Annotated in this window: 21 protein-coding genes; 14 read left to right on the plus strand and 7 right to left on the minus strand. The window is 72.7% G+C overall.

Features of this window, described 5'->3' with window-relative positions; translation table 11 throughout:
- The first annotated feature begins 51 nt into the window (after positions 1-51).
- From ABT118_RS20980 to ABT118_RS20990, 3 genes are all read left to right on the plus strand, one after another.
- The gene (locus tag ABT118_RS20980; RefSeq protein ID WP_350670730.1) at positions 52-1,386 is read left to right on the plus strand and encodes a TIR-like protein FxsC; all 1,335 of its coding nucleotides are present in this window, start codon (positions 52-54) and stop codon (positions 1,384-1,386) included.
- Positions 1,383-5,402 carry an FxSxx-COOH system tetratricopeptide repeat protein gene (gene fxsT / locus ABT118_RS20985; protein WP_350670731.1) on the plus strand — a complete coding sequence of 1,340 codons (4,020 nt, stop codon included), beginning with the start codon at positions 1,383-1,385 and terminating at the stop codon, positions 5,400-5,402. Before ABT118_RS20980 ends, fxsT begins: the two co-directional genes overlap by 4 nt.
- Positions 5,403-5,496: 94 nt before the next feature.
- Positions 5,497-6,456 carry a 2-hydroxyacid dehydrogenase gene (locus ABT118_RS20990; protein ID WP_350670732.1) on the plus strand — a complete coding sequence of 320 codons (960 nt, stop codon included), beginning with the start codon at positions 5,497-5,499 and terminating at the stop codon, positions 6,454-6,456.
- Between the two features lie 65 nt (positions 6,457-6,521).
- On the opposite strand, the gene ABT118_RS20995 is transcribed toward ABT118_RS20990, so the two are convergent.
- The 3 genes from ABT118_RS20995 to ABT118_RS21005 form a co-directional block, all read right to left on the minus strand.
- Positions 6,522-7,388 (minus strand): alpha/beta fold hydrolase, encoded by an 867-nt coding sequence (locus ABT118_RS20995; RefSeq protein WP_350670735.1) that lies wholly within the window; start codon positions 7,386-7,388, stop codon positions 6,522-6,524.
- A 38-nt stretch (positions 7,389-7,426) separates the two neighbouring features.
- A complete protein-coding gene (locus tag ABT118_RS21000; RefSeq protein WP_350670738.1) occupies positions 7,427-8,380 on the minus strand; it encodes a DUF4231 domain-containing protein in 954 nt (317 codons plus the stop codon).
- Between the two features lie 167 nt (positions 8,381-8,547).
- Complete coding sequence (locus tag ABT118_RS21005; RefSeq protein WP_350670739.1) at positions 8,548-9,297, minus strand: sugar isomerase domain-containing protein; 750 nt, start codon at positions 9,295-9,297, stop codon at positions 8,548-8,550.
- Positions 9,298-9,516: 219 nt separating this feature from the next.
- Here ABT118_RS21005 and ABT118_RS21010 point away from each other — a divergent pair, with 219 nt between their 5' ends.
- Positions 9,517-10,215 carry an iron-dependent transcriptional repressor DtxR gene (locus ABT118_RS21010; RefSeq protein WP_350670742.1) on the plus strand — a complete coding sequence of 233 codons (699 nt, stop codon included), beginning with the start codon at positions 9,517-9,519 and terminating at the stop codon, positions 10,213-10,215.
- A 396-nt stretch (positions 10,216-10,611) separates the two neighbouring features.
- On the opposite strand, the gene ABT118_RS21015 is transcribed toward ABT118_RS21010, so the two are convergent.
- Positions 10,612-11,307: a bifunctional DNA primase/polymerase gene (locus tag ABT118_RS21015; RefSeq protein ID WP_350670744.1), complete on the minus strand. Its 696-nt coding sequence runs from the start codon at positions 11,305-11,307 to the stop codon at positions 10,612-10,614.
- Between the two features lie 355 nt (positions 11,308-11,662).
- Here ABT118_RS21015 and ABT118_RS21020 point away from each other — a divergent pair, with 355 nt between their 5' ends.
- Positions 11,663-13,039: an NsdA family TPR-like regulatory protein gene (locus tag ABT118_RS21020; RefSeq protein ID WP_350670745.1), complete on the plus strand. Its 1,377-nt coding sequence runs from the start codon at positions 11,663-11,665 to the stop codon at positions 13,037-13,039.
- A 156-nt stretch (positions 13,040-13,195) separates the two neighbouring features.
- Positions 13,196-14,266 carry a hypothetical protein gene (locus ABT118_RS21025; RefSeq protein WP_350670749.1) on the plus strand — a complete coding sequence of 357 codons (1,071 nt, stop codon included), beginning with the start codon at positions 13,196-13,198 and terminating at the stop codon, positions 14,264-14,266.
- Positions 14,267-14,348: 82 nt separating this feature from the next.
- Here the strand turns inward: ABT118_RS21025 and ABT118_RS21030 are convergent, their stop codons facing one another.
- Positions 14,349-15,629 carry an ABC transporter substrate-binding protein gene (locus tag ABT118_RS21030; RefSeq protein ID WP_350670752.1) on the minus strand — a complete coding sequence of 427 codons (1,281 nt, stop codon included), beginning with the start codon at positions 15,627-15,629 and terminating at the stop codon, positions 14,349-14,351.
- Between the two features lie 184 nt (positions 15,630-15,813).
- Between ABT118_RS21030 and ABT118_RS21035 the strand changes: the two genes are divergently transcribed.
- Both ABT118_RS21035 and purU read left to right on the plus strand, forming a co-directional pair.
- Positions 15,814-16,332 carry an SCO4402 family protein gene (locus ABT118_RS21035; RefSeq protein WP_350670756.1) on the plus strand — a complete coding sequence of 173 codons (519 nt, stop codon included), beginning with the start codon at positions 15,814-15,816 and terminating at the stop codon, positions 16,330-16,332.
- A 91-nt stretch (positions 16,333-16,423) separates the two neighbouring features.
- Entirely contained in the window at positions 16,424-17,290 is an 867-nt protein-coding gene (gene purU / locus ABT118_RS21040; protein WP_350670763.1) for a formyltetrahydrofolate deformylase, read from the plus strand.
- Positions 17,291-17,317: 27 nt separating this feature from the next.
- Here the strand turns inward: purU and ABT118_RS21045 are convergent, their stop codons facing one another.
- Both ABT118_RS21045 and ABT118_RS21050 read right to left on the minus strand, forming a co-directional pair.
- A complete protein-coding gene (locus tag ABT118_RS21045; protein ID WP_350670766.1) occupies positions 17,318-18,451 on the minus strand; it encodes a zf-HC2 domain-containing protein in 1,134 nt (377 codons plus the stop codon).
- A complete protein-coding gene (locus ABT118_RS21050) occupies positions 18,448-18,966 on the minus strand; it encodes a sigma-70 family RNA polymerase sigma factor (RefSeq protein WP_350670770.1) in 519 nt (172 codons plus the stop codon). The genes ABT118_RS21045 and ABT118_RS21050 overlap by 4 nt, the downstream gene beginning before the upstream one ends.
- 429 nt (positions 18,967-19,395) lie before the next feature.
- Here ABT118_RS21050 and ABT118_RS21055 point away from each other — a divergent pair, with 429 nt between their 5' ends.
- From ABT118_RS21055 to ABT118_RS21080, 6 genes are all read left to right on the plus strand, one after another.
- Entirely contained in the window at positions 19,396-19,866 is a 471-nt protein-coding gene (locus ABT118_RS21055) for an ATP-binding protein (protein WP_350670774.1), read from the plus strand.
- A 297-nt stretch (positions 19,867-20,163) separates the two neighbouring features.
- A complete protein-coding gene (locus tag ABT118_RS21060) occupies positions 20,164-21,465 on the plus strand; it encodes an MFS transporter (protein ID WP_502884624.1) in 1,302 nt (433 codons plus the stop codon).
- A gap of 89 nt (positions 21,466-21,554) precedes the next feature.
- Positions 21,555-22,880: an MFS transporter gene (locus ABT118_RS21065; RefSeq protein WP_350670782.1), complete on the plus strand. Its 1,326-nt coding sequence runs from the start codon at positions 21,555-21,557 to the stop codon at positions 22,878-22,880.
- A gap of 11 nt (positions 22,881-22,891) precedes the next feature.
- Positions 22,892-23,419, plus strand: a complete 528-nt coding sequence (locus ABT118_RS21070; RefSeq protein ID WP_350670789.1) for a GNAT family N-acetyltransferase — start codon at positions 22,892-22,894, stop codon at positions 23,417-23,419.
- Positions 23,420-23,523: 104 nt separating this feature from the next.
- Positions 23,524-23,850 carry a DUF4229 domain-containing protein gene (locus tag ABT118_RS21075; RefSeq protein ID WP_350670792.1) on the plus strand — a complete coding sequence of 109 codons (327 nt, stop codon included), beginning with the start codon at positions 23,524-23,526 and terminating at the stop codon, positions 23,848-23,850.
- A 38-nt stretch (positions 23,851-23,888) separates the two neighbouring features.
- A complete protein-coding gene (locus ABT118_RS21080; RefSeq protein ID WP_350670800.1) occupies positions 23,889-24,923 on the plus strand; it encodes a LacI family DNA-binding transcriptional regulator in 1,035 nt (344 codons plus the stop codon).
- The last annotated feature ends 55 nt before the right edge of the window (positions 24,924-24,978 follow it).

Here is a 24,978-nt window from a genome sequence, read left to right on the forward strand (position 1 = left end):
TCCGAAGTGTTGTCGTCGGACCACGGTGGGCGGGCCACGGGGGAGGCGCGAGTGTACAACCCTGGTTGGGACGAGGAGACGGCCCGGCCGTACTTCTTTCTCTCCTACGCGCACACTCCCCGGGTCGGCGTCAGAGGCGGGGGCGACCACTGGGTCGGAAAGCTGTACGAGGACCTTTCCGAAGCGGTGCTCCAGATCACCGACCTGCCCGAGGGTGCCCCGGTGGGATTCATGGACCAGTCCATGCACCAGGGGCAGTTGTGGGCGCAGCGACTGGCCAAGGAGCTGGCGACCTGCCGGGTCTTCGTCCCGCTCTACTCGCCGCGCTACTTCAGCAGCGTGGCCTGCGGGCAGGAGTGGTCCTCCTTCGCCCGCCGTCCGGTCTTCCCGGAGCGGCAGACCTCGGAACCGACCAGTGGCATCGTGCCGGTGCTCTGGGTCGCGACGAGGCACTACGCACTGCCGCAGGTGGCCAGCCAACTCCAGTTCAACCACAGCAGTTTCGGGCCCAACTACGTGGCCGAGGGGATGTACGCCCTGATGAAACTGGGTGACTACCAGGCCTCGTACCAACTGGCGGTGCTCCGGCTGGCCCGGCGGATCGTGGACGTCGCGGAGAACACGGTGATCCCCACCGTCCGTCCGGTGGACTTCCTGTCGCAGCCGAGCGCGTTCGAGGTGAAGGCGCCGGCCAAACGGCTGCGGATCTCGGTGTTCTCTTACCGGCAGGCCGAGCTGCCGGAGGGCCGGAACCCGGACTTCTACGGTCCGCGCCGGGTGGACTGGCACCCCTACCAGCCGCAGGCCACCCGGCCGGTGGCCGAACACGCGGTGCGCCTGGCCAAACAGATGGGCTTCGAGTCGAGCGTGCACGAGTTCGACGAGGAGGCCGAGGAGGTACTGGAGGCGGCCGAGCCGACCGCGCCCAGCCTGCTGTTGCTGGACCGTTGGGCGCTGCGGGACGAGCAACGCCGGGAGATCGTAAGGAAGTTCGACCGAAGGAATCCGGACTGGGTGAAGGTGCTGGAGCCGTGGAACACCGCCGATCAGGAATGTGTCGAGCAGGACCGCGAGTTGGCCGAGCTCAGTGCCCGGAGTCTGCGGTTCAAGCACCGTGAGGCCAAGCCGAGCTTCCACAGCGGCCCCTCCGGGCTGAACACCCTGGAGGACTTCGAGGAGGCGCTGCAACGGGCGGTCATGGGGGCCAAGTACGCCTTCGAGGACCGGTCCAGGAGAAGTCAGGATTCGCAAGGTTCGCCGCGGCCCAGCCTGCGGGGGGCTTTCGGTGACGAGCCGAGACCGCCAGGTCGGCCTCCGGAGCGGGGAGCTGACGACGAGGAGGGCGGCTCTCCCCCGGGGGCCGCCTTCGGGGGAGGACACGAATGACCGAGAACCCGACCAGGAAGCTCCGACTGACGCCGGGAGAAGCCGAGTTGGCGGCCGAACCGAAGGCGGGCGAGGACCGACACGGCCGGATCGTCACCTTCTACTCGTACAAGGGCGGCACCGGCCGCACCATGGCGCTTGCCAACACGGCCTGGATCCTGGCCGCCAACGGCTTCCGGGTGCTCACCGTGGACTGGGACCTGGAGGCACCGGGCCTGGCCAAGTTCTTCCGCCCCTTCCTCGACCAGAACGCCCTCGCCGGGACCACCGGCATGATGGACCTGATCACCGAGTACCGGGAGGAGGCGCTCCGCGAGGTCGACCACCTCCCTGGCTGGCACGAGGACTTCGCCCGCGTCCACCCGCACGCGCTCTCGCTCTCCTGGCCGAACTTCCCGCCGGGCGGCAGCCTGCACTTCCTCTCCGCCGGGCAGCCCAACCGGGACTACTCCGAGACGGTCGGCCGGCTCGACTGGGACCTCTTCTACGACCGCTTCGACGGTGGACAGTTCTTCGACGCGCTCAAGCGGGACATGACCAGCCGTTACGACTACGTACTGATCGACAGCCGGACCGGACTCTCCGACATCGCCGAGATCTGCACCGTGCAGATGCCGGACGACCTGGTGGTCTGCTTCACCCTCAGCGACCAGAGCATCGAGGGCGCCTCCAAGATCGCCCAGCACATCAACGACCGGTACCGGGAGCGGGCGATCCGGATCCTGCCGGTGCCGATGCGGATCGACGAGGGGGAGAAGGAGAAGGCCGACGCCGGCCGGGCACTCGCCCGGCTCCGCTTCGGCGGACTGCCCGAGGGCCTCGCCGACGACGAACTCGCCAGCTACTGGGGCGCGGTGGAGATCCCGTACCGGCCGTTCTACGCGTACGAGGAGATCCTGGCCACCTTCGGCGACCAGGTCGGCACCCCGACCTCGATGCTGGCCGCCTGCGAGCGGCTCACCTCGACGCTCACCCAGGGCCGAGTGACCGGCCTGCCCCCGCTGGACGAGGACGTCCGGCTGCACTGGGTGGACGCCTACACCCGGCGCCGCCCGACGGTGCCCGCCGACCTCTACCTCTCCTACGTCCCCGAGGACCGGATGTGGGCGGACTGGATCGCCGCCGTCCTGGAGAGCGCCGGATTCCGGGTGGTTCCGCGGGACTTGGAGGCGGGGGCGGACTCCCGGTCGGAGACCGAGCGGGGCATCGACGCCGCGCACCGGACGGTCGCGGTGTTCTCGGCCGCCTACCTGCGCTCGCCGCAGGCCCGCGCGCTCTGGGATTCGATGGCGGGCTTCGACCCGGCCGGGTCACGCCGCCAGCTGGTACCCGTCCGGGTCAGCGACGTCCGGCTCACCGCGCCGTTCAACAGCCGTAACCCGATCGACCTGGTCGGCCGCGACGAGGCGCAGGCCGCCGTCACGCTGCTGCGCGCGCTCGGCCGGAACGACGCCCTGGTCGATGACGAGACGGGGTCGATCCCGCGCTTCCCCGGCACCAAGCCCTCGTACTGGTCCGTCCCGCAGCGCAACCCGTCCTTCACCGGACGGGCCAAGGTGCTGGAGGAGCTGCGCGACCAGCTGATCGGCGGGCCGACGGTGGTGCTGCCCACTCCGCAGACGCTGTACGGCCTCGGCGGTGTCGGCAAGACCCAGCTGGCGATGGAGTACGCGCACCGCTACATGTCCCACTACGACCTGGTCTGGTGGATCGACGCCGAACAGACCGAGCTGATCCCGGCCGCACTCGCCGAGCTCGCGGGGCGGCTGGGGCTGCGCAGCGGGGACAGTGTCAACGAGGCCGCCGAGGCGGCGCGGGAGGCACTGCGCCGGGGCCACCCGACCTCCCGCTGGCTGCTGATCTTCGACAACGCGGACGAGCCGTCGGAGATCCGCCGGTACTTCCCCGGCGGCTCGGGGCACGTCCTGGTGACCTCCCGGAACCAGGCCTGGTCGGGCCAGGCCGGGGTGCTCGGGGTCGACGTCTTCACCCGCGGCGAGAGCATCGAGCACCTGACCCGACGCACCCGGGGGCTCTCCCGGCACGACGCGGACCGGGTGGCCGAGGCGGTCGGCGACCTGCCGCTGGCTGTCGAGGTCGCGGCCGCCTGGCTGGACACCACTCGCACGCCGGTGGACACCTACGTCACCCAACTGCACGCGGAGGCCACGAAGGCCCTTGCGGTCGGCCGACCGGTGGACTACCCCACGCCGGTCGGGGCGACCTGGAACGTGTCGATCGCGCGGCTGCGTGAGCAGTCCCCGGCGGCGGTACGGCTGTTGCAGCTCTGCGCGTTCTTCGCGCCGGAGCCGATCTCGATGGACCTGTTCTACAGCGACCAGATGATCCGGGCCCTGGTCCGGTACGACTCGGACCTCAGCGACACCTTCATGCTGGGCAAGGTGATCCAGGCGGTGGGGCGGTACGCACTGGCCAAGGTGGACGCCGCCAGCAACAGCTTCCAGGTGCACCGGCTGGTGCAGGCCGTGGTCCGCTCCGAGATGGACGACAGCGCGCGCGAGGTCGCGATGCACGAGGTGCACCGCATCCTGGTCGGTGCCCGCCCGCCGCTCGGGGACACCGACAACCCGGCCAACTGGCCCAGGTTCGAGAAGATCTGGCCGCACCTCAGCCCCTCCAAGGCACAGGACTGCGACGAGCGGGAGACCCGCGAACTGCTGATCGACCGGGTCCGCTACCTCTGGAAGCGAGTCGACCTGGACCGGGCCCGGTCCCTCGCCGAACAACTGGTGCTGATCTGGGAGCACCGGCTGGCCGAGCAGCGCGACGAGCCCGCCGACCTCCGATTCCTGCACCGGCAGATCCTCAGCCTCAACTTCCAGCTCGGCAATGTGCTGCGCTCGCAGGGCAACTTCTCCGAGGCCCGGGCGCTGGACGAGAGCACCCTGGCCGGCCAGCGGGAGCTGCTCGGCGAGGACAACCCCTACACCCTGATGACGGCCGGCTCGCTCGGTGCCGACCTCCGCGCGCTCGGCCGGTTCCAGGAAGCACTCTCCCTCGACCTCGAAACCCACAGCCAGTTCCGGGAGCTGTTCGGCGAGGACAACGCCCGCACGCTCTCGATCGCCAACAACCTGGCGATCGACCACCGTCTGGTCGGTGACAGCGAGGCCGCCCGCGACCTCGACCAGGACACCTTCGACCGACGGCTCGCCGTGCTCGGGCCCAAGCACCCCTACACCCTCACCAGCAAGTCCAACCTGGCTCGGGACCTGCGCGAGGCAGGCGACTACAGGGGCTCGATCGAACTGCTCCGAGAGGTCACCGAGGAACTCGCCGACGTGCTCCAGCCCGACCTGCCGGAGAACCTGCGCAACGCCAAGTCCCTCGCGGTCTCGCTGCGTCGCCAGGGCCAGCTGCGCGAGGCCCGCCAACTCACCATGCAGACCTACGAGCGCTATCTCGACCGCTACGGTGCGCAGGCCGCCGACACCCTTGCCTGCGCACTCAACCTGGCCGCCGACCACAGCGCCTCCGGCGACAAGGAGGCCGCCCGCGACCTGGCCATCACGGTCTACGACGGCCACCGGCGGCTGTTCGGGGACGACCACCCGTTCACCCTCGCCTGCGAGAACAACCTCGCCATCTACCTGCGTGGGAGCGGTGATGTCCAGGGCGCGATCCAGCGCGGCCGGTACGCCCTGGAGGGGCTGCAACGGGTCCTCGGCCCCTCCCACCCGTTCGCTCTCAACGCGATGATCAACCTGGCCAACGCGTACGGCGACGACGGGCAGTTGACCCGGGCGGAGGAGCTGGAACGGGTGGCCTACGGCGGCCTGTGCAACCGCTACGGGCCGAGCCACCCGGACGCGGTCGCCTGCGAGGTCAACCTCGGAGTGACCCTCCGCAAGGCCGGCCGCCTCGCCCAGGCCACCGAACTGCGGGACCACGCGGTGGCCGAACTCCTCCGCCTCTTCGGCGAGGAACACCCCAACACCGTCGCGGCACGCGGCTGGAAGCGCATCAACCGGGACCTGGAGCCCCAGCCGGTCTAGGAACAGCCGGTTCGGGAACAACGGCTCCCCGGCACCCCCGGGGAGCCGCCCGAGCACGGGCGGGTGCCGGTGCGGGCGATACGCTGCGGGTCTGATGACCGACACCCTGCCGCCCCCGGTACTCGTCACCCGCCGCCTCGCGCCCGGGGTACTGGAACGACTCGCGCCGCACGCGGTGTCGCTGCACGACAGCGAGCTGCCGATGTCCCGCGCCGAGCTGCTCCAGGCCGTGCACGGCCGGACAGCGGTGCTGACCACCCTGGACGACCGGGTGGACGCGGAGTTCCTGGATGCGGCCGGTCCAGGGCTGCGGATCGTCGCCAACCACGCGGTCGGCACCCACAACGTCGACCTCGCAGCCTGCGCGGTGCGTGGCGTAGCGGTCAGCAACACTCCGGGTGTGCTCACAGCCGCCACCGCGGACATGGCCTGGGCCCTGCTGCTGGCCGCCACCCGCCGCCTCGGCGAGGGCGAGCGCCTGCTGCGCTCCGGACAGCCCTGGGCCTGGGCACCCACCTTCATGCTCGGCCTGGAGCTGACCGGTACTCAGCTCGGCATCCTCGGCATGGGCCGGATCGGCCAAGCCGTGGCCCGCCGCGCCACCGGCTTCGACATGCCGGTGAGTTACCACAACCGCAGCCGGCTGCCCGCTGCCGAGGAGGGTACGGCCCACTGGCTCCCGCTGGACGAACTGCTCGTGCGGTCACAGGTCCTGGTGGTCACCTGCCCGTTCTCGGCCGCCACCCGGCACCTGATCGACGCCGACCGGCTGGCCCAGCTCCCGCCCGGTGCGGTGGTGGTGAGCATGACCGCCGGAGTGGTGGACGAGGCCGCACTGGCCGCCGCCCTCGACTCCGGCCACCTCTTCGCCGCCGCGGTCGACAACTTCGAGCACGAGCCCGCCGTCCCGGCCGCACTGCTGGCCCAGGACCGTGCCGTACTCGCCCCGCACCTGGGCAGCTCGACGGTCCGCACCCGCCAGGCGATGGGCGGTCTGGCAGTCGACAACATCCTCGCCGTACTGGCGGGCGGAGCCCCGGTCACAGCTGTCTGAGCGGCTGCGCCAGTACGGCGCGGGCGCTGGACACCCGTGGCGGCGAGCCGAACCGGGTACCAGGCCTACCCGGCTGCCCACTTGAGCGCCTCGGCCAACACCGTGAACGCCCCGAAGTGCGCCGCGCCCGGCTGGAGGTAGAGCTCGGCGCCCGGGATGTGGTCGCAGAGCCAGTAGGAGTGCTCGACCGGGGAGAACCGGTCGTCCGCACCGTGCCAGAGCCGGGTCGGGACGGTGATGTCCTCGACCTTGAAACCCCAGTCGGTGGTGAAGGCCAGCACGTCGTCGATCCAGCCGTCCGCGCCGTAACGGAACGCCTCCCGGTAGGTGCTCAACAGCATCCGGCGGATCCCCGTGTCAGAGACCACCGTCCGGTCCGTGAGCGGCAGTTCGGGCGCCAGGTTCTTGATCAGACCGACCGGGTCGCCTTTGATCTGCTGCGAGCGGAACTGGAAGGCGGCGGCGAAGGCGTGCTGCCCGTGCTCCGCCTCGCGGTAGGCGCGGACGTTGGAGGGGGTCATCCCGGCGTACCAGTCCAGGCCCTCGGCGTTGCGCGGGGCCAGGGTGACCAGCGAGGCCACCCGGCTGACCCGGCCGGGCAGCAGGGCGGCGCAGGCGAGGGCGTGCGGGCCGCCGCCGGAGCGGCCGAGGATGGCGATCTCGCCCAGGCCGAGGGCGTCCGCGATCGCGGCCACGTCGGCGGCCGCGGAGGCGACCCGTCGTCCGGGCAGCCGGGTGGAGTCGCCGTAGCCGGGCCGGTCGAAGGCGATCAGGTGCACCCCGAGCCGGTAGAGCACCGAGGTCCTGGGGCTGGGGCCGACCCGGCTGCCGGGTGTGCCGTGCAGCAGGAACACCGGCCGCCCGTGCGGATCGCCGAAGGTCTCGACCGCGAGCGAGCGGGAATCGCCCACCTCGACCAGTTGCACCACCACGTGGCCTCCTCCTGAACAGCTGATCGGGGCAGGGCCCGCTAGATCGGTGCGTCGGTGGTGCGCACCTCGCGTCGGGCCTGCCAGGTGGTGTGCTCGCGCGAGATGGCGTCCTCGGCGTCCCGGGCCAGCCGGGCCCAGTTCTCCTCGGCGTCCGGTGCCTCGGCCGCCAGCTGGGTCAACTGGGTCTCGATCACCGCGAGTTCGGAGGCGGCGATGGTGTAGGCGGCCGCCTGCGGCCGGTACTGGCGCAGCTGGGCCCAGGCGGAGACCGAGGCGGCCACCGCGGAGACCGCGCCGAGCGCGTCGAAGGTGAACTCGCCGAGGGCGCGCAGGATCGCCAGCACCAGCCCGGTGAGCGGCAGCACCACGCCGAGCAGGTCGGCCCAGCGGATGGCGTTGGTGCAGTACCTGGCCTTGTTCCGGTACCACTCGCGCTGGGTCCTGACCCGTTCGCGCAGGTAGACCTCGCGCCGGACGGTGAGCGGCTGGGCGCGCAGCTGCCGCATGGTGTCGGTGATCTGGGGGTGGCTCGGCGGCCGCCCGGCCAGCGGGCCGCGCCAGGACTGCAGTTCGGCCTGCACCCGGTCCAGCTGGGGGATCGCCCGGCTGGTGCCGAACTGGCTGATAACCCCGCCCAGTTGGACGTCGTAGAGCCGCTCGGCGTCGGGCAGGGTCTTCGGCGGCGGCTGGTAGGCGTCGGCCCGGACGGCGTACTTCCAGGACAGCGTCTTGACCGACTCGGCGGCGGCCCGGCCCTCGTACCAGAGGCCCTGCGGGTTCTGCCGCCCGGTGACCGTCGCCAGGCCGACCGTGAGCAGGTAGGCGAGGGCCGCCGCCCAGGCCCACAGGCTGCCGTCGGCGGAGCCGGTGAAGGCGGCCGCCACCAGGAGCAGCAGCTCCCAGCGGGACAGTGCGACCGCGCGCCGCTGCCCCTGCAGTGAGGAGGAGTCCGCCGTCCAGAACAGCTCGGGCAGCAGCTCGTCCTCCCGCACCCATCCCATCGAACGCCCGCCACCGGCCGCCACCATCTGGACCCCCGCCCCTCGCCGTCCGCGCCAGCAGGTACCTACTGCCCCCGACGGAGCGGCGGTACGCCCGGTGTCCGGCCAGTATGCGCGTCAACTGGCCATCAAGACAGGGGAACTGACGACAGCAAAGGTCAGAAGGTGTAGTAGATCCGTTCGGCGTTGTCGGCCATCACCTTGACGTTCCACTCGGTGCCGCCGTCCACGTTGCCGGAGCGGAACAGCGGGGGCGTGATGCCCCGGTCGGCCAGCCGGCCGACCGCCGAGGCCACCACGGCCTGCATCAGCGCGCTGGTGACGATGGTGGAGACCGAGCCGAAGGTGGTCCCGGCCGCGGGGTGGCTGAGCTCGCCGTCGCCGACCGCGATCTTGCTGTCCAGCACCACGTCGCAGTGGTCCTTGAGGTACGTCCCGGAGGAGTGCTGGGAGCTCACCTCGCCCGGGTACGCCAGCGAGGTGACGCCGATCACGGTCAGGCCGCGGGACCTGGCGTGCTGGGCCAGCTCGACCGGCATGGTCTGGCGGCCGGAGAGCGAGATCACGAACAGCAGGTCGCCGGCCCGGGCCGGGGTGAGGTCCAGGGTGGTGGTGGCCAGCCCGGAGACCCGCTCCAGCGCGCTGCCGAGCGGGGCGGGCATCACGTTCACCCCGGTCATGCCGGGCACGTTCAGCAGGTTGATCACCACCAGGCCGCCGGCCCGGTAGACCACGTCCTGGGCGGCCAGCGAGGAGTGCCCGGCGCCGAAGGTGAAGATCCGCCGGCCGTCCGCGACCGCCTCGGCCAGCAGCTCGGCCGCGCGGTCGATCGACCCCGCCTCCTCGGTCCTGATCCGGTGCAGGTGCTCCACCGCGGCGTCGAAGTACTCCCCGACCAGGTCGCTCATCAGATCTCCGTACCGTGGGGGCGGCCCGATGGTCCAGACCGCAGATTGGGAGAAAGCTACGGCCAGCACGGTGCGGCCTGCGGGGGGCGCCTGTCAACAGTGACGAAAATGCGGGCGAGCTGACGGAAAGCCCCGGGAAGAAGGGGTCGGGCGCTCACGGTTGCCGGTGGCGTACGTCAGAATTGGCGGTGAGGATACCGAGGAACGGAGCCAGCGGCGATGTCTGGGCTGATCGACACCACAGAGATGTACCTCCGCACCATCCTGGAGCTGGAGGAGGAGGGCATCGTTCCGATGCGTGCCCGGATCGCGGAGCGGCTGGAGCAGAGCGGCCCGACGGTCAGCCAGACGGTCGGTCGGATGGAGCGGGACGGGCTGCTCCAGGTGGCCGGTGACCGGCACCTGGAGCTGACCGAGGAGGGCCGGCGGCTCGCCGTCCGGGTGATGCGCAAGCACCGGATCGCGGAGTGCCTGCTGGTCGACGTGATCGGCCTGGAGTGGGAGCAGGTGCACGAGGAGGCCTGTCGCTGGGAGCACGTGATGAGCGAGACGGTCGAGCGCAAGGTGCTCGCCATGCTCGGCCACCCGACCCAGTCCCCGTACGGCAACCCGATCCCCGGCCTGGAGGAGCTCGGTGACACCCGGGCCGAGGGCGAGGGCTTCGACGCCGCGCTGACCACCCTCGACTCGGTCCGGCCGGGCGAGCACGGGGTCAGCGTGGTGGTCCGCCGGATCGGTGAGCCGATCCAGAACGACGAGGGACTGATGCTGACGTTGCGCAAGGCCGGCATCCGCCCCGGCACCACGGTCAAGGTCGCCGCGGGCGCCGACGGCGGCGTGCTGGTCGGCTCCGGCGAGAGCGCGGCCGAGCTGCCCAAGGAGATCGCCGCGCACCTGTTCGTGGCCGAGGCGCACTGACCTCTGCTTCCGGTGCGGCCGAGCCCGGTGCCTCCCCAGGCACCGGGCTCCGCCGTTCCCCCACCGTCCCCCGCCGTTCCCCCGCCGTCCCCCGAGAGCCCCCCCGATCCGCTCCGCTCGGCTTCCCCGTCCGAGCGTCCCTCCTGCGGTCCCTCTCGGAGCAATTCCTCCCCTCGGCAGATCTTGGCAATCCTTGAGCGTTGTCACTCGTACGAGCGGCTTCTGCCCCTGCCGTCCGGGTACATCGGTGTCTTATCCGGGCAAACGTGTGACGGGCCCCGGCTCCGGTGGGAGACAAGGCCCGTCAGTCGCGCGCGTGGTCCCGCGCGGTGCGCACCCTCACCCGATAGGGGTAGGGCGGCAGTTCGAGGAGGCGGCTGAGCCGCCGTCAGCCGGTCAGTGCACGGCGGCCGGCTGGTTCGGCTGCGGCCGCAGCGGCGGGGCCTCCCGCCCGCAGGCGTAGGCCAGCGGGCTGATCAGGTCCTCGGCGTCCGGCAGCCAGCGGTTCAGCTCGGACGGCGGCCGGGCCCACCGGGTCGGGCCGAACGGGCCGACCCGGGACGGCGGGGCGACGATCCAGTCGCCCTCGCCGCGCGCCACCAGGTCCAGCCGGCCGGGGCCCCAGCCGAGCCGGCGGAGCATCTCCGGCAGCTTGGCCACCACCCCGGGCAGCACCAGGAAGAGCAGCCGCCGGCCGGACTGGCCGGACGAGGCGGGGGCAGCCACCACCGGGCCGAGCTGGAGGTTCAGCCGCTCCATCCGGGCCAGCGCCAGGCAGCCCGCCACCTCCGGCACGTCCAGCACGTCGAAGAACCGGCCGGTGGGCAGCAGGATCGACGCCTCCGGGTGCTCGGACCACCAGCGGCGGACCACCCCGGGCCCGGCGCTGGCCTTGTTCCGCCACTCCGGGTGGGTGGGGTGGGCGCCGGGCAGGGCGCAGCGCTGGTCGCCGCAGGAGCAGCGCGCCGGGCCATCGTCGTCGAGCAGCCAAGTCCCGGGCGCGACCTCCCAGTGGCGGTCCTCGACGTAGCTGAGGGCCGCGAGGAGCGGCTTGGGCAGGCCCGACTCGGGGGCTTCCGGGGTCTCTTCCACGTGCTGCTCAACTACCGTCCGTGAGTGGGGTTACGGCCCGTGACCCGGTCGGTTCCGGCCAGGCGGCAATGTCACCCGTACCGGTGACGGCCGCGGAGCCCAACAGGCAACTCCCGGACGGGTTCCCGGGGTTCGGGGGCGGGTAGAAGACGAAGGAGCCCGGACGGCGCAACAGGGGGCGCACAGGGGCATTTGGCAGGGCGCGTGGGGGGTGGGCCCGTCACCGTGGGTATCCCGCTGGTGTTGCTGATCGCTAACCTGAACTCAGAAGCCTTAACCGGTCGGCACGTCGGCAATTCGAGCAGAAGAATCGTCGCCCGCCGGTCAGGGCCGGGGGCGTGGGGAGGCGAAGCCCATGGCCGCAAGAGCACTCGTCGCACGGCAGCCCAACGAGCGTTTGCAGCAGCTGATCCAGGAAGCGAGCTGCTCGAACGCGGGCCTCGCCCGCCGGGTGAATCTCTGTGGCGCCGAGCACGGGCTCGACCTGCGCTATGACAAGACCTCGGTGGCCCGGTGGCTACGGGGCCAGCAACCCCGGGGTCAGGCACCGGCGGTGATCGCCGAGGCGCTCGGCCGCAAGCTCGGACGGGGGGTGACGGTCGACGAGATCGGCATGGCGGACGGCAAGAACCTCAGCTCCGGCGTCGGCCTGCAGTTCGCCGCCACCCTCAGCGGCGCGCTGGACCAGGTCTGCGAGCTGTGGCGCAGCGACGTCGGCCGCCGGGAGTTCCTCTCCGGTGCCACGGTGGCGGCCTCCGCCCTGGTCGAGCCCAGCCGGGACTGGCTGATCACCCCGCCGGACCCGGTGGTGGCCCGCTCCGGCGGCCCCCGGGTCGGCCTGGCCGACGTGGCGGCGATCCGGGCCACCACCCAGATGCTGGTCGACCTGGACCACCGCTTCGGCAGCGGCCACGTCCGCCCGGTGGTGGTGCACTACCTGAACAGCGTGGTCTCCGGCCTGCTCAGCGGGGCGTACCGGGAGGAGACGGGCCGTCAGCTCTTCGGCGCGGTCGCCCGGCTGACCGAGCTGGCGGGCTACATGGCGGTGGACACCGGCCAGCCCGGCCTGGCCCAGCGCTACTACATCCAGGCGCTCCGGCTGGCCCAGGCCGCCGACGACCGCGGTTACGGCGGGTACGTGCTGGCCGCCTCGATGAGCCACCTGGCGGCCGCGCTGGGCAATCCGCGCGAGATCGCCCAACTCGCCCGCGCCGCCCAGGAGGGCGCCCGCTCGGTGGCGACCCCGACCGCGATGGCGATGTTCTACGCCGCCGAGGCCCGGGGGCACGCGCTGCTCGGTGACGTCCGCTCCTGCGAGGCGGTGGCCGCCAAGGCGCTGGCCGCGATGGAGCAGCGCAACCCGGAGGACGACCCGGACTGGATCGTGCACTTCGACGAGGCGTACCTGGCGGACGAGTTGGCGCACTGCCACCGCGACCTGGAGCAGGCCGTGCAGGCGGAGAAGTACGCCCGCACCGCGCTCGAACTCCACCCGCCGACCCGGGTCCGTCGCCGCGCGGTCGACTTGGTGCTGCTGGCCACCGCCCAGCTCCAGCAGCGCGACGTGGAGCGGGCCTGCGAGACCGGCACCCAGGCGGTCCGGCTGCTCAGCGGGCTGCGGTCCAACCGGGGCGTGGAGTACCTGGACGAGTTCCGCCGCCGGCTGGAGCCGTACCGCAGCCACCGCGCCGTGCGGGAGTTCCAGGCCCGGATGGAGGTGGAGGCCGCATGACGGACTTCCAGGGTGCGTAGTCACCCGCCGGAGCGACGGGGTAGGTTGGGCCCGATAGTCGGCGTCCCCTGCGTTGTCGAGGCAGCGAGCGCGCGGAAGAACCGAGGAAGGCCCCCGCAGTGCGGTTGGTGGGCCGTGCACAGGTGAGGAATCGCGTTGAGCCAGCGCCGCTCGTACTCCCACTCCAACTCAAACGACTTCAACCTGGACGACCTGTTCCGGCCGGAGCCGGACGCCGGTGCGCAGCAGCCACCGGTCCAGCAGGGCGTGCCCACCGAGCAGTTCCAGGGCGGGGGTCCGGAGTACCTGGGGGGCCAGGACTACCAGCAGGACTACCAAGGGGTGCCGCAGCAGCCGGTCGCCGGTGACGCCGCTCCGGCCACCCAGTTCCTGCCGCCGTACCCGAGCGCGGATCCGACGGGTGGTCAGCAGCCGCCCGCCCAGCCGGGGTACGGGGCCCCGCAGTCGTTCGGGGGCCAGCAGTCGTTCGGCGGGCAGACCTTCGGGGGCCAGCCGCAGCAGCCCTCGTACGGGGGGCAGCAGCAGTTCCCGCCCGCGCCCCCGGCGTACGCCCCGCCGGCCCCCGCGCCGGAGCCCCGGCGGGCGAACAACCGGCTGATCATCGGCGGTGTGGTGGCCGGCTGCGCGGCGGCCGGCATCCTGATCGCCGTCCTGCTCAGCGGCAACGACGACCCGGCCGGCAAGGGCGCGGGCCCGGCCGCCAAGACCTCCGCCGGCGCGTCCGCCGCCGCCAGCAGCGGCGCCGGCTCGATCAGCGCGGACGGCAAGGCCCAGGCGCAGGCGCTGTCGACCCTGATCGGCACCGCCAACGCCAGCCGGCAGAGCGTGGTGAACGCGGTCGGCTGGGTGGGCAAGTGCGAGAAGCTCCCCGAGGCCCAGCAGGCGCTCAACGAGGCGGCGGGCCAGCGCCAGCAGCTGCTCACCGGCCTGGCCGGCCTGAAGACCGACCAGCTGCCGGGCGGGGCCCAGCTGGGCGAGCAGCTCAAGAAGGCGTGGGAGGCCTCGGCCAAGGCCGACTCCGAGTACGCCCTCTGGGCGGCCGACTCGGCCGGCGCCTGCGACCCGGCCAAGAAGGACAACCCGCACTACAAGGCCGGCAACACCGCCAGCGGCGACGCCACCACGGCCAAGAAGCAGGCCAGCACGCTGTGGAACGCGATCGCGGCCCAGACCGGCCTGCCCACCAAGGTCGACACCGATCTCTGAGGCGACCGGCCGCTGAACAGCAGTCAGCCCCGGCCCCCCGTGAGGGGAGCCGGGGCTGTGCCGTGTCGTCCCGGGGCGGGGGTCAGCCCGCCAGGATCTTGCGCACGTTCACGAAGCCGGGCCGCTGGTCGACCAGGCGGCCGCCCTGGACCCGCTGGAAGGTCACCGAGGTGTTCACCAGCCGGGGCGAGTCCGCGCTGGGCAGCATGTCGGTGAGTCCCCAGCTCAGCTCGGGCGTGGCGCCACCGGTCGCGATCGGCTCGCCGCTGTCCAGGACGTTGCGCAGGCCCCGGGAGGTCAGCTTCTTGTCGTGCCCGGCCCGCTCCACGGCCACCCGCAGCACCTCGTACGCCACCCAGGTGGTCTGCACGCCGGGGTCGGCGACGTCGATCGGCACCCCGCCGCCGCCGTACTGCTGGACGGTGGACCGCAGGGAGTTCCACACGTGCGACGCCTCCGGCGGGTACCAGCCGGTCGCGTACGCGCCGCTGAGCGGCCCGGCGTCGCCGCCGGTGGCGTCGACCACCGACTGCTGGAAGCTGCCGATCACCGAGGCGAGCTGGGTCCGCCGGGGCTCCAGCCGCCGGTACGGGTCGAGCAGGTTGGCGGTGGACTCGGAGCCGAGCGCGACGGTGACGCAGTTCCCGGCCCGGTCGTCGCCGATCGCCTTCCGGGCGATCTCGGTGTAGTTGTTCGAGCGCTCGGGGGCCTTGACGTCGACCAGCTTGACCCCGGCCGGCTTGAGCACCCCGGCGAGGAAGCCGAGCAGGGTGTCGCCGGCCCGGGTGTCCGGGCGGATCACCGACACGCTCTTGCAGCCGGCCTCGACCAGCTGCTGGCCGCTGCCCGCGATCAGCGCGGGGGTGCCGCCGGAGACCGGGTAGGCGATCGGGCTGTTGAACTCCGGCGTGGAGAGGCCGTACCCGCCGATGTACGGGATGCCGGCCTCCTCCAGCGGCGGGATGAAGCTCGAACCGTACTGGCTGTACGAGCCGACCACCGCGAGCGCACGGGCGGCCACCGCCTGGCGGGCGCACTCCGCCGCGCCGTCGGCGGTGTCGTGCTCGTTGCAGGTGAGCACCTTGATCCGGCGGCCGAAGAGCCCGCCGGAGGAGTTGAGCTCACGGCCCACCGCCTCGGCCAGCGCGGTCATCCCGGGCCGGTCCGAGGACCCGGTGCCGGACGGGGCCCAGGTCATCACGGTGATGTCGTCGGCACCGGCCGCGTCGGCGGGACCGCCGCAGGCGGAGAGCAGGGCGGGCAGCAACAGGGCGGCGGCCACCGCCCCGGCGGTGCGACGGCATCGGCCGGCCCGGCTCAGGGCTCCGGTCGGCTGTGCGAGCTCGGGTCCGCTCCGCCTCATGATGGGGTGCCCCTCCTAGGTCACAGAACTGCAGGCCAGGTCGGCCGGATTCAGCCTTGACCGGGCGGAGTGCGCCGAGAGGGACGAAAAGCGAACGACGGGCCAACGGGGGCGGAACTCCGGGTGGGCAGGCGCAGTGACGCGAGTAGAACGTGTGAAGTCGGGGCACGTAGCATCGATCCACATGTCCGCCAGTACAAGTTCTTCGCATCGGTCTGACCGAACCCCTTCTCGTAGCGGGCACCGCTCAAGCACGATGGGCGGCATGCCGCTCAACGACCTGCCCTGGTGGCGCTGGCGTGCCCGACTGCGCTCGGCGCTGCACATGCTGTCCGACCCCGCCTTCCAGCAGCACACCTGGCTGACCGGCCGGAGCGGCTTCGGTGACGTCACCGACGCCGTCTACCGCCTGGTCGAGGACACCTGGCTGGACCGCTGGCCGGCCGAGAAGTACCTCGGCACCATCCTGCGCGACGCCGAGGAGGCGGCCCTGGTGGACGCCGCCGTGCTGCGGGTGCTCCGGGTGCTGCACGAGATCGGTGCGGACGCCCACGCCACCGCCTACCTGGCCCACCCCGGCTGGCCCGAGGCGGTCGACGCGGCGAGGGCCGCGCACGTCCGGCTCGCACTGGCCGACGGCGAGGACCCGGACGAGCCGCCGCGCTCGCTGGAGGTGCTGCGGATCCTCACCCGGGTCGGCTGACGTCCGTACTGCGGTCGCTCCGACCGGCCGGGTCCGGTCTGTGACACCCTGGACGATCCGCCACCAGCGACCGCAGAACGGAACGACACCCGTGGACCAGCCGACGGCCAGCGCCCAGTACGTCCTCACGCTGTCCTGCCCGGACAAGCAGGGCATCGTGCACGCGGTCTCCAGCTACCTCTTCATGACCGGCTGCAACATCATCGACAGCCAGCAGTTCGGGGACGGGGACAGCGGGCTGTTCTTCATGCGGGTGCACTTCTCGGCCGAACAGCCCGTCAGCACCGAGAAGCTGCGGGCCAGTTTCGCGGCGATCGGCGCCTCGTTCCGGATGGACTGGCGGATCACCCCGAGCGCGGAGCGGATCCGGGTGGTCCTGATGGTCAGCAAGTTCGGGCACTGCCTGAACGACCTGCTGTTCCGCACCCGGATCGGCGCGCTGCCGGTGGAGATCGCCGCGGTGGTCTCCAACCACACCGACTTCCGCGAGCTGACCGAGTCGTACGGTATCCCGTTCCACCACCTGCCGGTGAACCGGGAGAACAAGGCCGAGGCCGAACAGCAGCTGCTCGACCTGGTCGCGGCCGAGCGGGTCGACCTGGTGGTGCTGGCCCGCTACATGCAGGTGCTCTCGGACGACCTGTGCAAGGCGCTGACCGGACGCATCATCAACATCCACCACTCGTTCCTGCCGAGCTTCAAGGGTGCCAAGCCGTACCACCAGGCGCACACCCGGGGCGTGAAGCTGATCGGTGCCACCGCCCACTACGTCACCGCCGACCTGGACGAGGGCCCGATCATCGAGCAGGAGGTCGCCCGGGTCACCCACGACGTGACGCCCGACCAGCTGGTCGCGGTCGGCCGCGACGTCGAGTGCCAGGCACTGGCCCGCGCGGTCAAGTGGCACAGCGAGCACCGCGTGCTGCTCAACGGCACCCGCACGGTCGTCTTCGCCTAGGCGGCCCCCGGCGGCGCCGCGGCCGGGCTACGGACGCGACAGCAGCGGTGCGGCCCGGAGCACGTCGCGGATCGCGGTGCGGTCGCCGTACTCACCGGCCGGGATCCGGTCGGGGTCGCGGTGGGCGGCCACCAGGTTGCAGAACTCCAGCCCGTCCAGGACGAGTTCGGCCACCTGTGGGCCGCCGGTGCCGGGCCCGTCGAGCGGAATCAGCCATTCCCCGGCGGCGGGCCCCTCGATGACCAGCCGCAGCACCCGCCCGGGCCCGGTGAGCGGCGGCCGGACGGCGGCCAGCGCCACCGGCAGCATCCGGACCGCCAGATCGACCATCAGCCGCAGGTGCCGGGGCAGCGGCGGCGGGTAGGGGTAGTCCACCGCGCGGGCGATGTCGTCGCCGTGCACCCAGCACTCGAAGGCCCGGTCCACGAAGGCGTCCCGGAGCGGGAGCCGGGCGAAGCCGAAGTCCACCACCGCGCCGCCCTGCGGCCGGAGCGCGGCGCTGCGCACCAGGGCGTGGCTCTGCCGCCGCCACTGCGCCCGGACGGTGCCCGGGTCGGCGCCGCGCTGGACGGCCAGCAGCCGCGCGGTGCGGGCCAGCACCCCGGCGGCCGGTCCTTCGGGTGCCGGGGCCGCGGCACCGGGGGTGCTCTGCGCGGGGACGCGGGCCGGGACGGCCACCGGTGCGCCCGGGACCGGGTCGGGCAGCCCGAGCCCGGGGGCGAGGTAGCCGTCGACGGCGGTCAGGTGGCCCAGCACCTCGGCCGGCCGCCACCGCTGCACCCCGCCGTACCAGGGGAGTTCGGCCACCTCCTGCCACTCCTCCGGGCCGAGGTCGCGCAGCAGCGCGTCCAGCTTGGCGGTCTCGGTGGCGTACGGCGCGGCCCAGCGCGGGACCGGGAGCCGGGCCGGGCGGCGGGCGAGGCACCAGTCCAGCACCTGCTGGCGGAGCGAGCCCGCCGGGTCCAGCGGTTCGTCGGGGGAGAGCCGGCCCGCCGCGTTCCGCAGCCGGGTGGCCTCCTCGGCGCACTCGGGGCAGCCCGCCAGGTGCTGCGCCAGCTCGGCGGCCTCGCGGCGCGGGCAGGCGTCCAGCGCCCAGGCGCCGAGCAGCGAGCGGAACGCCTCGTGCCGGAGTTCGGCCGCCGGACCGTCCTCGTACGTCACGACTCACCCTCCTCGTCGGCCAGTTCGGTGGCGAGCAGTTGGAGGGCCAGCCGGAGCCGCTGCTTGGCGGCCTGCTCGGTGATGCCCAACTGCCGGGCGGTCTCCCGGTAGCTGCGGCCGTCGAACCAGGCCAGCGCGATGGTCTCGCGCAGCGGGTGCGGCAGCGAGTCGACCACGTACTGGGCCCGGGCGGCACCGGCCCGCTCGCGCAGCTCGTGGTCGTCGGTCCGGTCCAGCCGGAGCCGGTCCAGGGCGCGGCGCCGGGTCAGCGATCCGAGCCAGGAACGGAGCGAGCCCTGCCGGGGGTCGAACGACTCGGGGTGCTCCCAGAGTTGGCCGAAAACCTCCCGGGTGAGCTGCTCGGCGGCGGTCTGGTCGGCCAGGATCCGGCCCGCCAGACCGTGCACCAGCGGGGCCAGCCGGTCGTACAGCTCGGCCAGCGCGGTCTCTTCGCCGCGGGCCAGCCGCCAGTGGATCTGCTCGTCCCAGCTCGGGACCGGTCCGGCGGTCTCCATCGCCCCTCCCGCTCGCTCACCTCCACGGTAGCTGGCCGAGAATCATCGGCGAGGGGAATCGTATGAAGAAGTTTCGAATCGTCAGTTGACGGTGGCGGTACGGACTTTCGGCCGTTCGACCGGCGGTGGACAGATGTAGGAAGGGTGGTTCGCTCGTGGCGGCCGTCCTATCCGCGCCGCTGCGCGGTACCTTTCGTTACGCTCGCGCCGTTCCGCCGGAAGGCCAGGTCGGGGCGGGTGGCCGGACGATCGCCGGTGCGACGCTCGCCAGGATGAGCGGGACAGTATGCACTGCGCTGTCCCCCCATCGCTGGAATATGCCCGAAGCGCTTGCTGCGACCGTCCTGCCGGATCATTCTGAGGCGTATTCGTGACGGAGCCACGGCCGGTCCGACCGGGCCTCGAACTGCGAGTGCGGGTGGTGGAGCGGTGCAGGTACTTCAGGTGCAGTTGGCGGTCCAGGCGGACCCGGCCGAGGTCGGCCGGGCGCGCCGGTGGGTGCGCTCGCGGCTCCAGGGACACGGGCTCGACCCGGACGCGCCGATCGCGGAGACCCTGGTGCTGGTGGTCTCCGAACTGGTCACCAACGCGGTGGTGCACACCGGTTCGCCGGCCGTGCTCCGGCTCTCCGTGCCGCTGCCGGAGGGTGACGGGCCGTCGGCCCCCACGCTGGTCCGAGTCGAGGTGGCCGACGGCAGCTGTACCGCGCCCGCCCCCCGGCACGCGGCGGGTGACGCGACCAACGGGCGCGGGCTGGAGCTGGTGGAGCTGCTCTGCGAGCGCTGGGGCTGGTACCCGGACGGCTCCGGCAAGCGGGTCTGGTGCGAGATCGGCGACGGTGCGACGGCGGTCCCGGCACTGGAGCGGACCAGCGGCGCAGGGGGCGCACTGATCGCGTAGGTGTCCGCCGTGTGCTCCCGTGCCTCGGTAAATGCGCCGCAACCATTCCGAATTTCCGACAACCCATTGACGTGACGTATCCAACTGATCACTCTTGGGTGCAGTTCTCCGTTGTGAGGGGACGCCGAGGGAGCTGTAGGGGGCTGGTCCTTCCTCGGCGAGTACGGAGCGCTCGGTGCACGGGTCAGGGGCCCCGGGCACGCCGATCGGACGGCGGCCGTCGTGCCGCGCGCGTGGCACGTATGCCGCCGCCGTCCGATCGTGATCATTCGTGACCGTAAACCACTGGCAATCCAGGTGGTCTACACCAAAACTGCTGGGGTGACGCTCCCCGAACTACAGGACCGGCAGGCCGGATCCGACCCGGCCACCGACCCGACGACCACCGACCCGGCAGCCGGGACCCCGGCGATCTGGTCCCGCAACTTCCGGTACTACTTCACCGCCCGCGGCGCCGGCCTGCTCGGTGACGCGATGCTCCCGGTCGCGGTCACGGCCGGTCTGGTCAGTGCCCACCACGACGCCAGCACCGTCGGCTTCGCGCTCGCCTTCCTCTTCGGCCCGTTCGCCGGCCTGGTGCTGTTCGGCGGCGTCCTCGCCGACCGGTTCACCGCCCGCCGGATGATGATCGGCGCCGACCTGCTCAACCTGACCACCCGGGTGCTGCTCGCGGTGCTCTTCTTCCGCGGCATCGACCAGCTCTGGCAGCTCTACCTGCTGCTCGCGCTGGCCGGCACCGCCGCCGCGATGTTCCAGCCCGGCGCCGCCTCCACCGTCCCGCTGGTGGCCCGGGACGTCCAGGGCGCCAACGGCGTACTGCGCACCGCCGAGGCCTTCGCCGCCCTGCTCGGCCCGGCCCTGGCCGGCGCCCTGGCCGCCGTCGCCACCGGCTGGGTGATGGTGATCGCGGCCGTCACCTACGGGATCAGCGCGGTCTGCCTGTTCGCGCTCCGGCTCGGCACCGTCCCGGCCCCGCCGCACGGTGACAGCCTCTGGCGCAACCTGGTGGTCGGCTGGCACGAGTTCAGGGCCCGCAGCTGGCTCTGGGGCGTCATCGTGATCTGGCTCTTCTTCACCGTGCTCGGCTGGGGCCCGCTGCTCCCGGTCTCATCCGGGCTGGTCATCCCCGAGTACGGCGGCACCGCCTACTTCGTGGTCAACTGCGCGTTCGGCGCCGGCACCGTGATCGGCGGCCTGCTCGCGGTCCGGTACAAGCCCGAACGCCCGCTCGCCGTCGGGGCGGTGGCGATGCTCGCATTCCCGCTCTACCCGCTCGGCATCGTGCTCGGCTGGCCGGTCTGGCTGCTCGCCGCCGCCCAGGTGGTGGTCGGCACCGGGCTGACCTTCTGGAGCGTCATGTGGGCCACCAGCGTGCAGACCCAGGTCCCCGGTGAGGTGCTCAACCGCATCCACGCGTACGAAGTGGCCGGTTCGGTCTGCATGTTCCCGATCGGCAGCGCGCTCTCGGGCCCGGCCACCGAGGCCTTCGGCGCGGACCGCGTGCTCGGGGTCGGCATCGCGGTCTCGCTGCTGGCGGTCGCGGCCCTGCTGCTGGTCCGTCCCATCCGCACCCTGCGCCGCGTCCCCGACCGTCCCTGACCCGGTCCGACCGGGAGGTGGCGGTGTTTCGCCGCAGGTTGGCAGCTCAGGGCCTCGTCCGGGGGGCCGCACCGAGGAAGGATCGGCCCGTGAACGAAGCCCCCGCCGCCGCGTCCCCCGCCGCCGCGCCCGCCGACGCCCCGCCCGCCGCCCGACCGCCCCGCCTGCACTACGCCTGGGTGGTGGCGGGCGTCGCGCTGCTGGTGCTGCTCGGCTCGGCCGGCTTCCGGTCCGCCCCCGGGCTGATGATGGACGCGCTGCACACCGAGTTCGGCTGGTCGCACGGGACCATCTCCGGCGCCGTCTCGGTGAACCTCACCCTCTACGGCCTGACCGCCCCGTTCGCCGCCGCGCTGATGGACCGGTTCGGGGTCCGGCTGGTGGTCGTGGCCGCGCTGCTGACCATATCCACCGGCGCCGGCCTCACCATGCTGATGACCCAGAGCTGGCAACTGGTGCTCTGCTGGGGCGTGTTGGTCGGCCTCGGCTCGGGCTCGATGGCGGGCGCGTTCGCCACCACGGTCTCGGGGCGCTGGTTCGCCGCCCGGCAGGGCCTGGTCACCGGGGTGCTGACCGCCGCCGGAGCGGCGGGCAACCTGGTCTTCATGCCGCTGCTCGCCTGGCTGGTCGAGCAGCACGGCTGGCGCACCGCCGTGGTGGTGGTCTCCTGCTCCGCGACCGCGGTCGCGCTGCCGGTGCTGGTCCTGATGCGCGAACGCCCGGCCGACCTCGGCCTGCTCCCGTACGGCGCGACCGAGCAGCCGCCCGCGCCCAGGACCGACGGCAGCGCGATCCTGCGCAGTCTGCGGATCCTCCGCGAGGCCTGCCGCAGCCGGGCCTTCTGGCTGCTGGCCGGCTCGTTCGCGATCTGCGGCGCCACCACGGCCGGCCTGGTCGGCACCCACTTCATCCCGGCCGCGCACGACCACGGCATGCCGGTCACCACGGCGGCCGGACTGCTCGCCATGGTGGGCGTCTTCGACGTGGTGGGCACGATCGCCAGCGGCTGGTTCACCGACCGGTTCGACTCCCGGGCCCTGCTGATCGCGTACTACGCGCTGCGCGGGCTCTCGCTGCTCCTGCTGCCGCAGCTCTTCGCCGGTTCGCTGCAGCCGCCGATCCTGGCCTTCGTGATCTTCTACGGCCTGGACTGGGTCGCCACCGTCCCGCCGACCATCGCACTCTGCCGCCGCCACTTCGGCGCCGACGCACCCGTGGTGTTCGGCTGGGTGCTCGCCTGCCACCAGCTCGGCGCCGCCGCGGTGGCCGGGCTGGCCGGGCTGAGCCGGGACCGCTTCGGCGACTACGACCTGGCCTGGTACGGCGCCGGCGCACTCTGCGCGGTGGCCGTCCTGCTCTGCCTGGCCCTGGGCCGGGGCACCACCGCCGGGAAGGCCGTCCCGGCCGCCGATTAGGCTCGGTGCCCATGACGCTCACCTTCATCCTGGACCCCGAACTGACCCCCGAGCTGCGCGACGGGATCGTCTCGCTCTGGACGGCGGTGACCAACGCGGGCGGCGCCGTCGGGTTCGTCCCGCCGGTGACGGAGGACCAGGTCCGGGTGACGGCGGAGAAGCAGTTCGCCGGGCTCGGCCCCGGGCAGCCCGACCGGCTGCTGGTCGGCTTCGAGCCCAGCGGGCGGCCGGCGGCGGCGCTGTTCTTCGAGGACATGCGGTTCGACCTGATGGACCACTGGCGGATGCTCAAGCGGGTCATGGTGGACCCCGGCCTCCAGGGCCGGGGGTACGGCGCCGAGTTGATGGCCGAGGCCGCCCGGGTCGGCACGGCGGCCGGCTGGGCCGGTCTCAAGCTCACCCTGCGGGGCGGCCAGGGGCTGGAGGAGTTCTACCTCCGCTGCGGCTACACCGAGGTCGGCCGCGTCCCCGGCGCGATCCGGGTCGCCCCGGGCGACGACCGCGACGACGTCACCATGTGGCTCGCGCTGCAGCCGTAGCGGCCCTGGGCCCCGGTGCGCAGATACCGGGGCGGTTGCCGATGTGAAGGCATGCTTCACTGGATAGCCGCGCCAGCCGTACCCCCGCAGTGAAGGACGTCCTCGTGAGCAGCAAGAAGCACGCCACGCTCCGCTACACCTCGATGCGCCTGAGCATCTTCCTGTCGTGCCTGCTGGTCGCCATGCTGCTCGGCCACTTCGGCGTCATCCCGGTCACCGGCAGCACCGGCGTCGTCTTCCTGGTGCTGATCGCGGGCCTGGTCTCGGCCCCGCTCAGCTACGTCATGCTCAGCAAGCAGCGGGACGAGATGTCCGCGCAGCTGGCGGAGAAGGTCGCGACCCGCCGGTCCCGTTCGGCCGAGGTCGCCGCCGAGGAGGACGCCGCCGACGACGCCGCCCGCGCCGCGGCCGCCGCCCGGTCGCAGGGCTGACCGGCCGACCCCGGCCGGACCCCGACCCCGAGCAGCGGATGACCACGCCAGAGCCGCCCGCCCCGGGCCCGTCCAGGCGGCCGACCGGCCGGGACGTGGCGCGGCTGGCCGGGGTGTCGCAGGCGACCGTCTCGCTGGTGTTCTCCGGGGCGGAGGCCGGCCAGCGGGTGTCCGAGGCGACCCGGGAGCGGGTCCGGACGGCGGCCCGGAGCCTGGGCTACCGGCCGCAGGCGGCGGGCCGTCAGCTCCGGCTGGGCCGGAGCGGGATGATCCTGCTCGCGGTGCCGAACATCCTCGGTCCGTTCTTCGGCCGGGTGCTGGTGGGGGTGCACGAGGAGGCGGGGAAGCACGGCCTGGCCGTGGTGGTCAGTTCGGGCTGGGGGAGCGCGACGCTGGCCGAGGCGGCCACCACCAGCCGGTTCGACGGGCTGCTGGTCTGCTCGCCGGACGACAGTCAGCTCGGTGCGCTGCCCGCCGACACCCCGGCGGTGTTCCTGGACGCCGACCCGCAGCTGGTCGACCCGGGCACCGGCCGGACCCGCCCCACCGTCGAACTGGACGTCGCGGGCGGCATGCGGGCCGCGGTCGAGCACCTGGCCGCACTCGGCCACCGGCGGATCGGCCACCTGCGCTCGACCCACTCCGCTTACACCTTCCGGGTCCGGCAGGCCGCGTTCGAGGCGGCCACCGCGGGCCTCGACGTGGTCGAACTGGGCGTCACCCTGAACGAGGGCCAGCGGGCCGCGCGGGCCGCCGCGCACGAGCTGCTCAGCCGTCCCGACCGGCCGTCCGCGGTGGTCTGCGACGACGACGTGGTGGCCTCGGGCCTGTACCAGGCGGCCGCCGAGCTCGGGCTGCGGATCCCGGCGGACGTCTCGGTGGTGGGCATCGACAACATCCCGGTGGCCGACCTGCTGGCCCCGCCGCTCACCACCGTCGACCTGCCGGGCGAGGAGCTCGGCCGGGCCGGGGTGGCCGCACTGGCGACCCTGCTCCGCGGCGAGCCGGTCCCGCCGGTGGCGCCGCTGGCCACCGGGCTGGTGCTGCGCAGCTCCACCCGCTCGGCGCAGTAGGCCATCTGACGACCTGTTGGTCCTACCGGTGGACAACTCCGCCGTGGCGCCGCAT

The sequence above is a fragment of the Kitasatospora sp. NPDC002040 genome (assembly GCF_040296785.1).
Lineage (GTDB): Bacteria > Actinomycetota > Actinomycetes > Streptomycetales > Streptomycetaceae > Kitasatospora.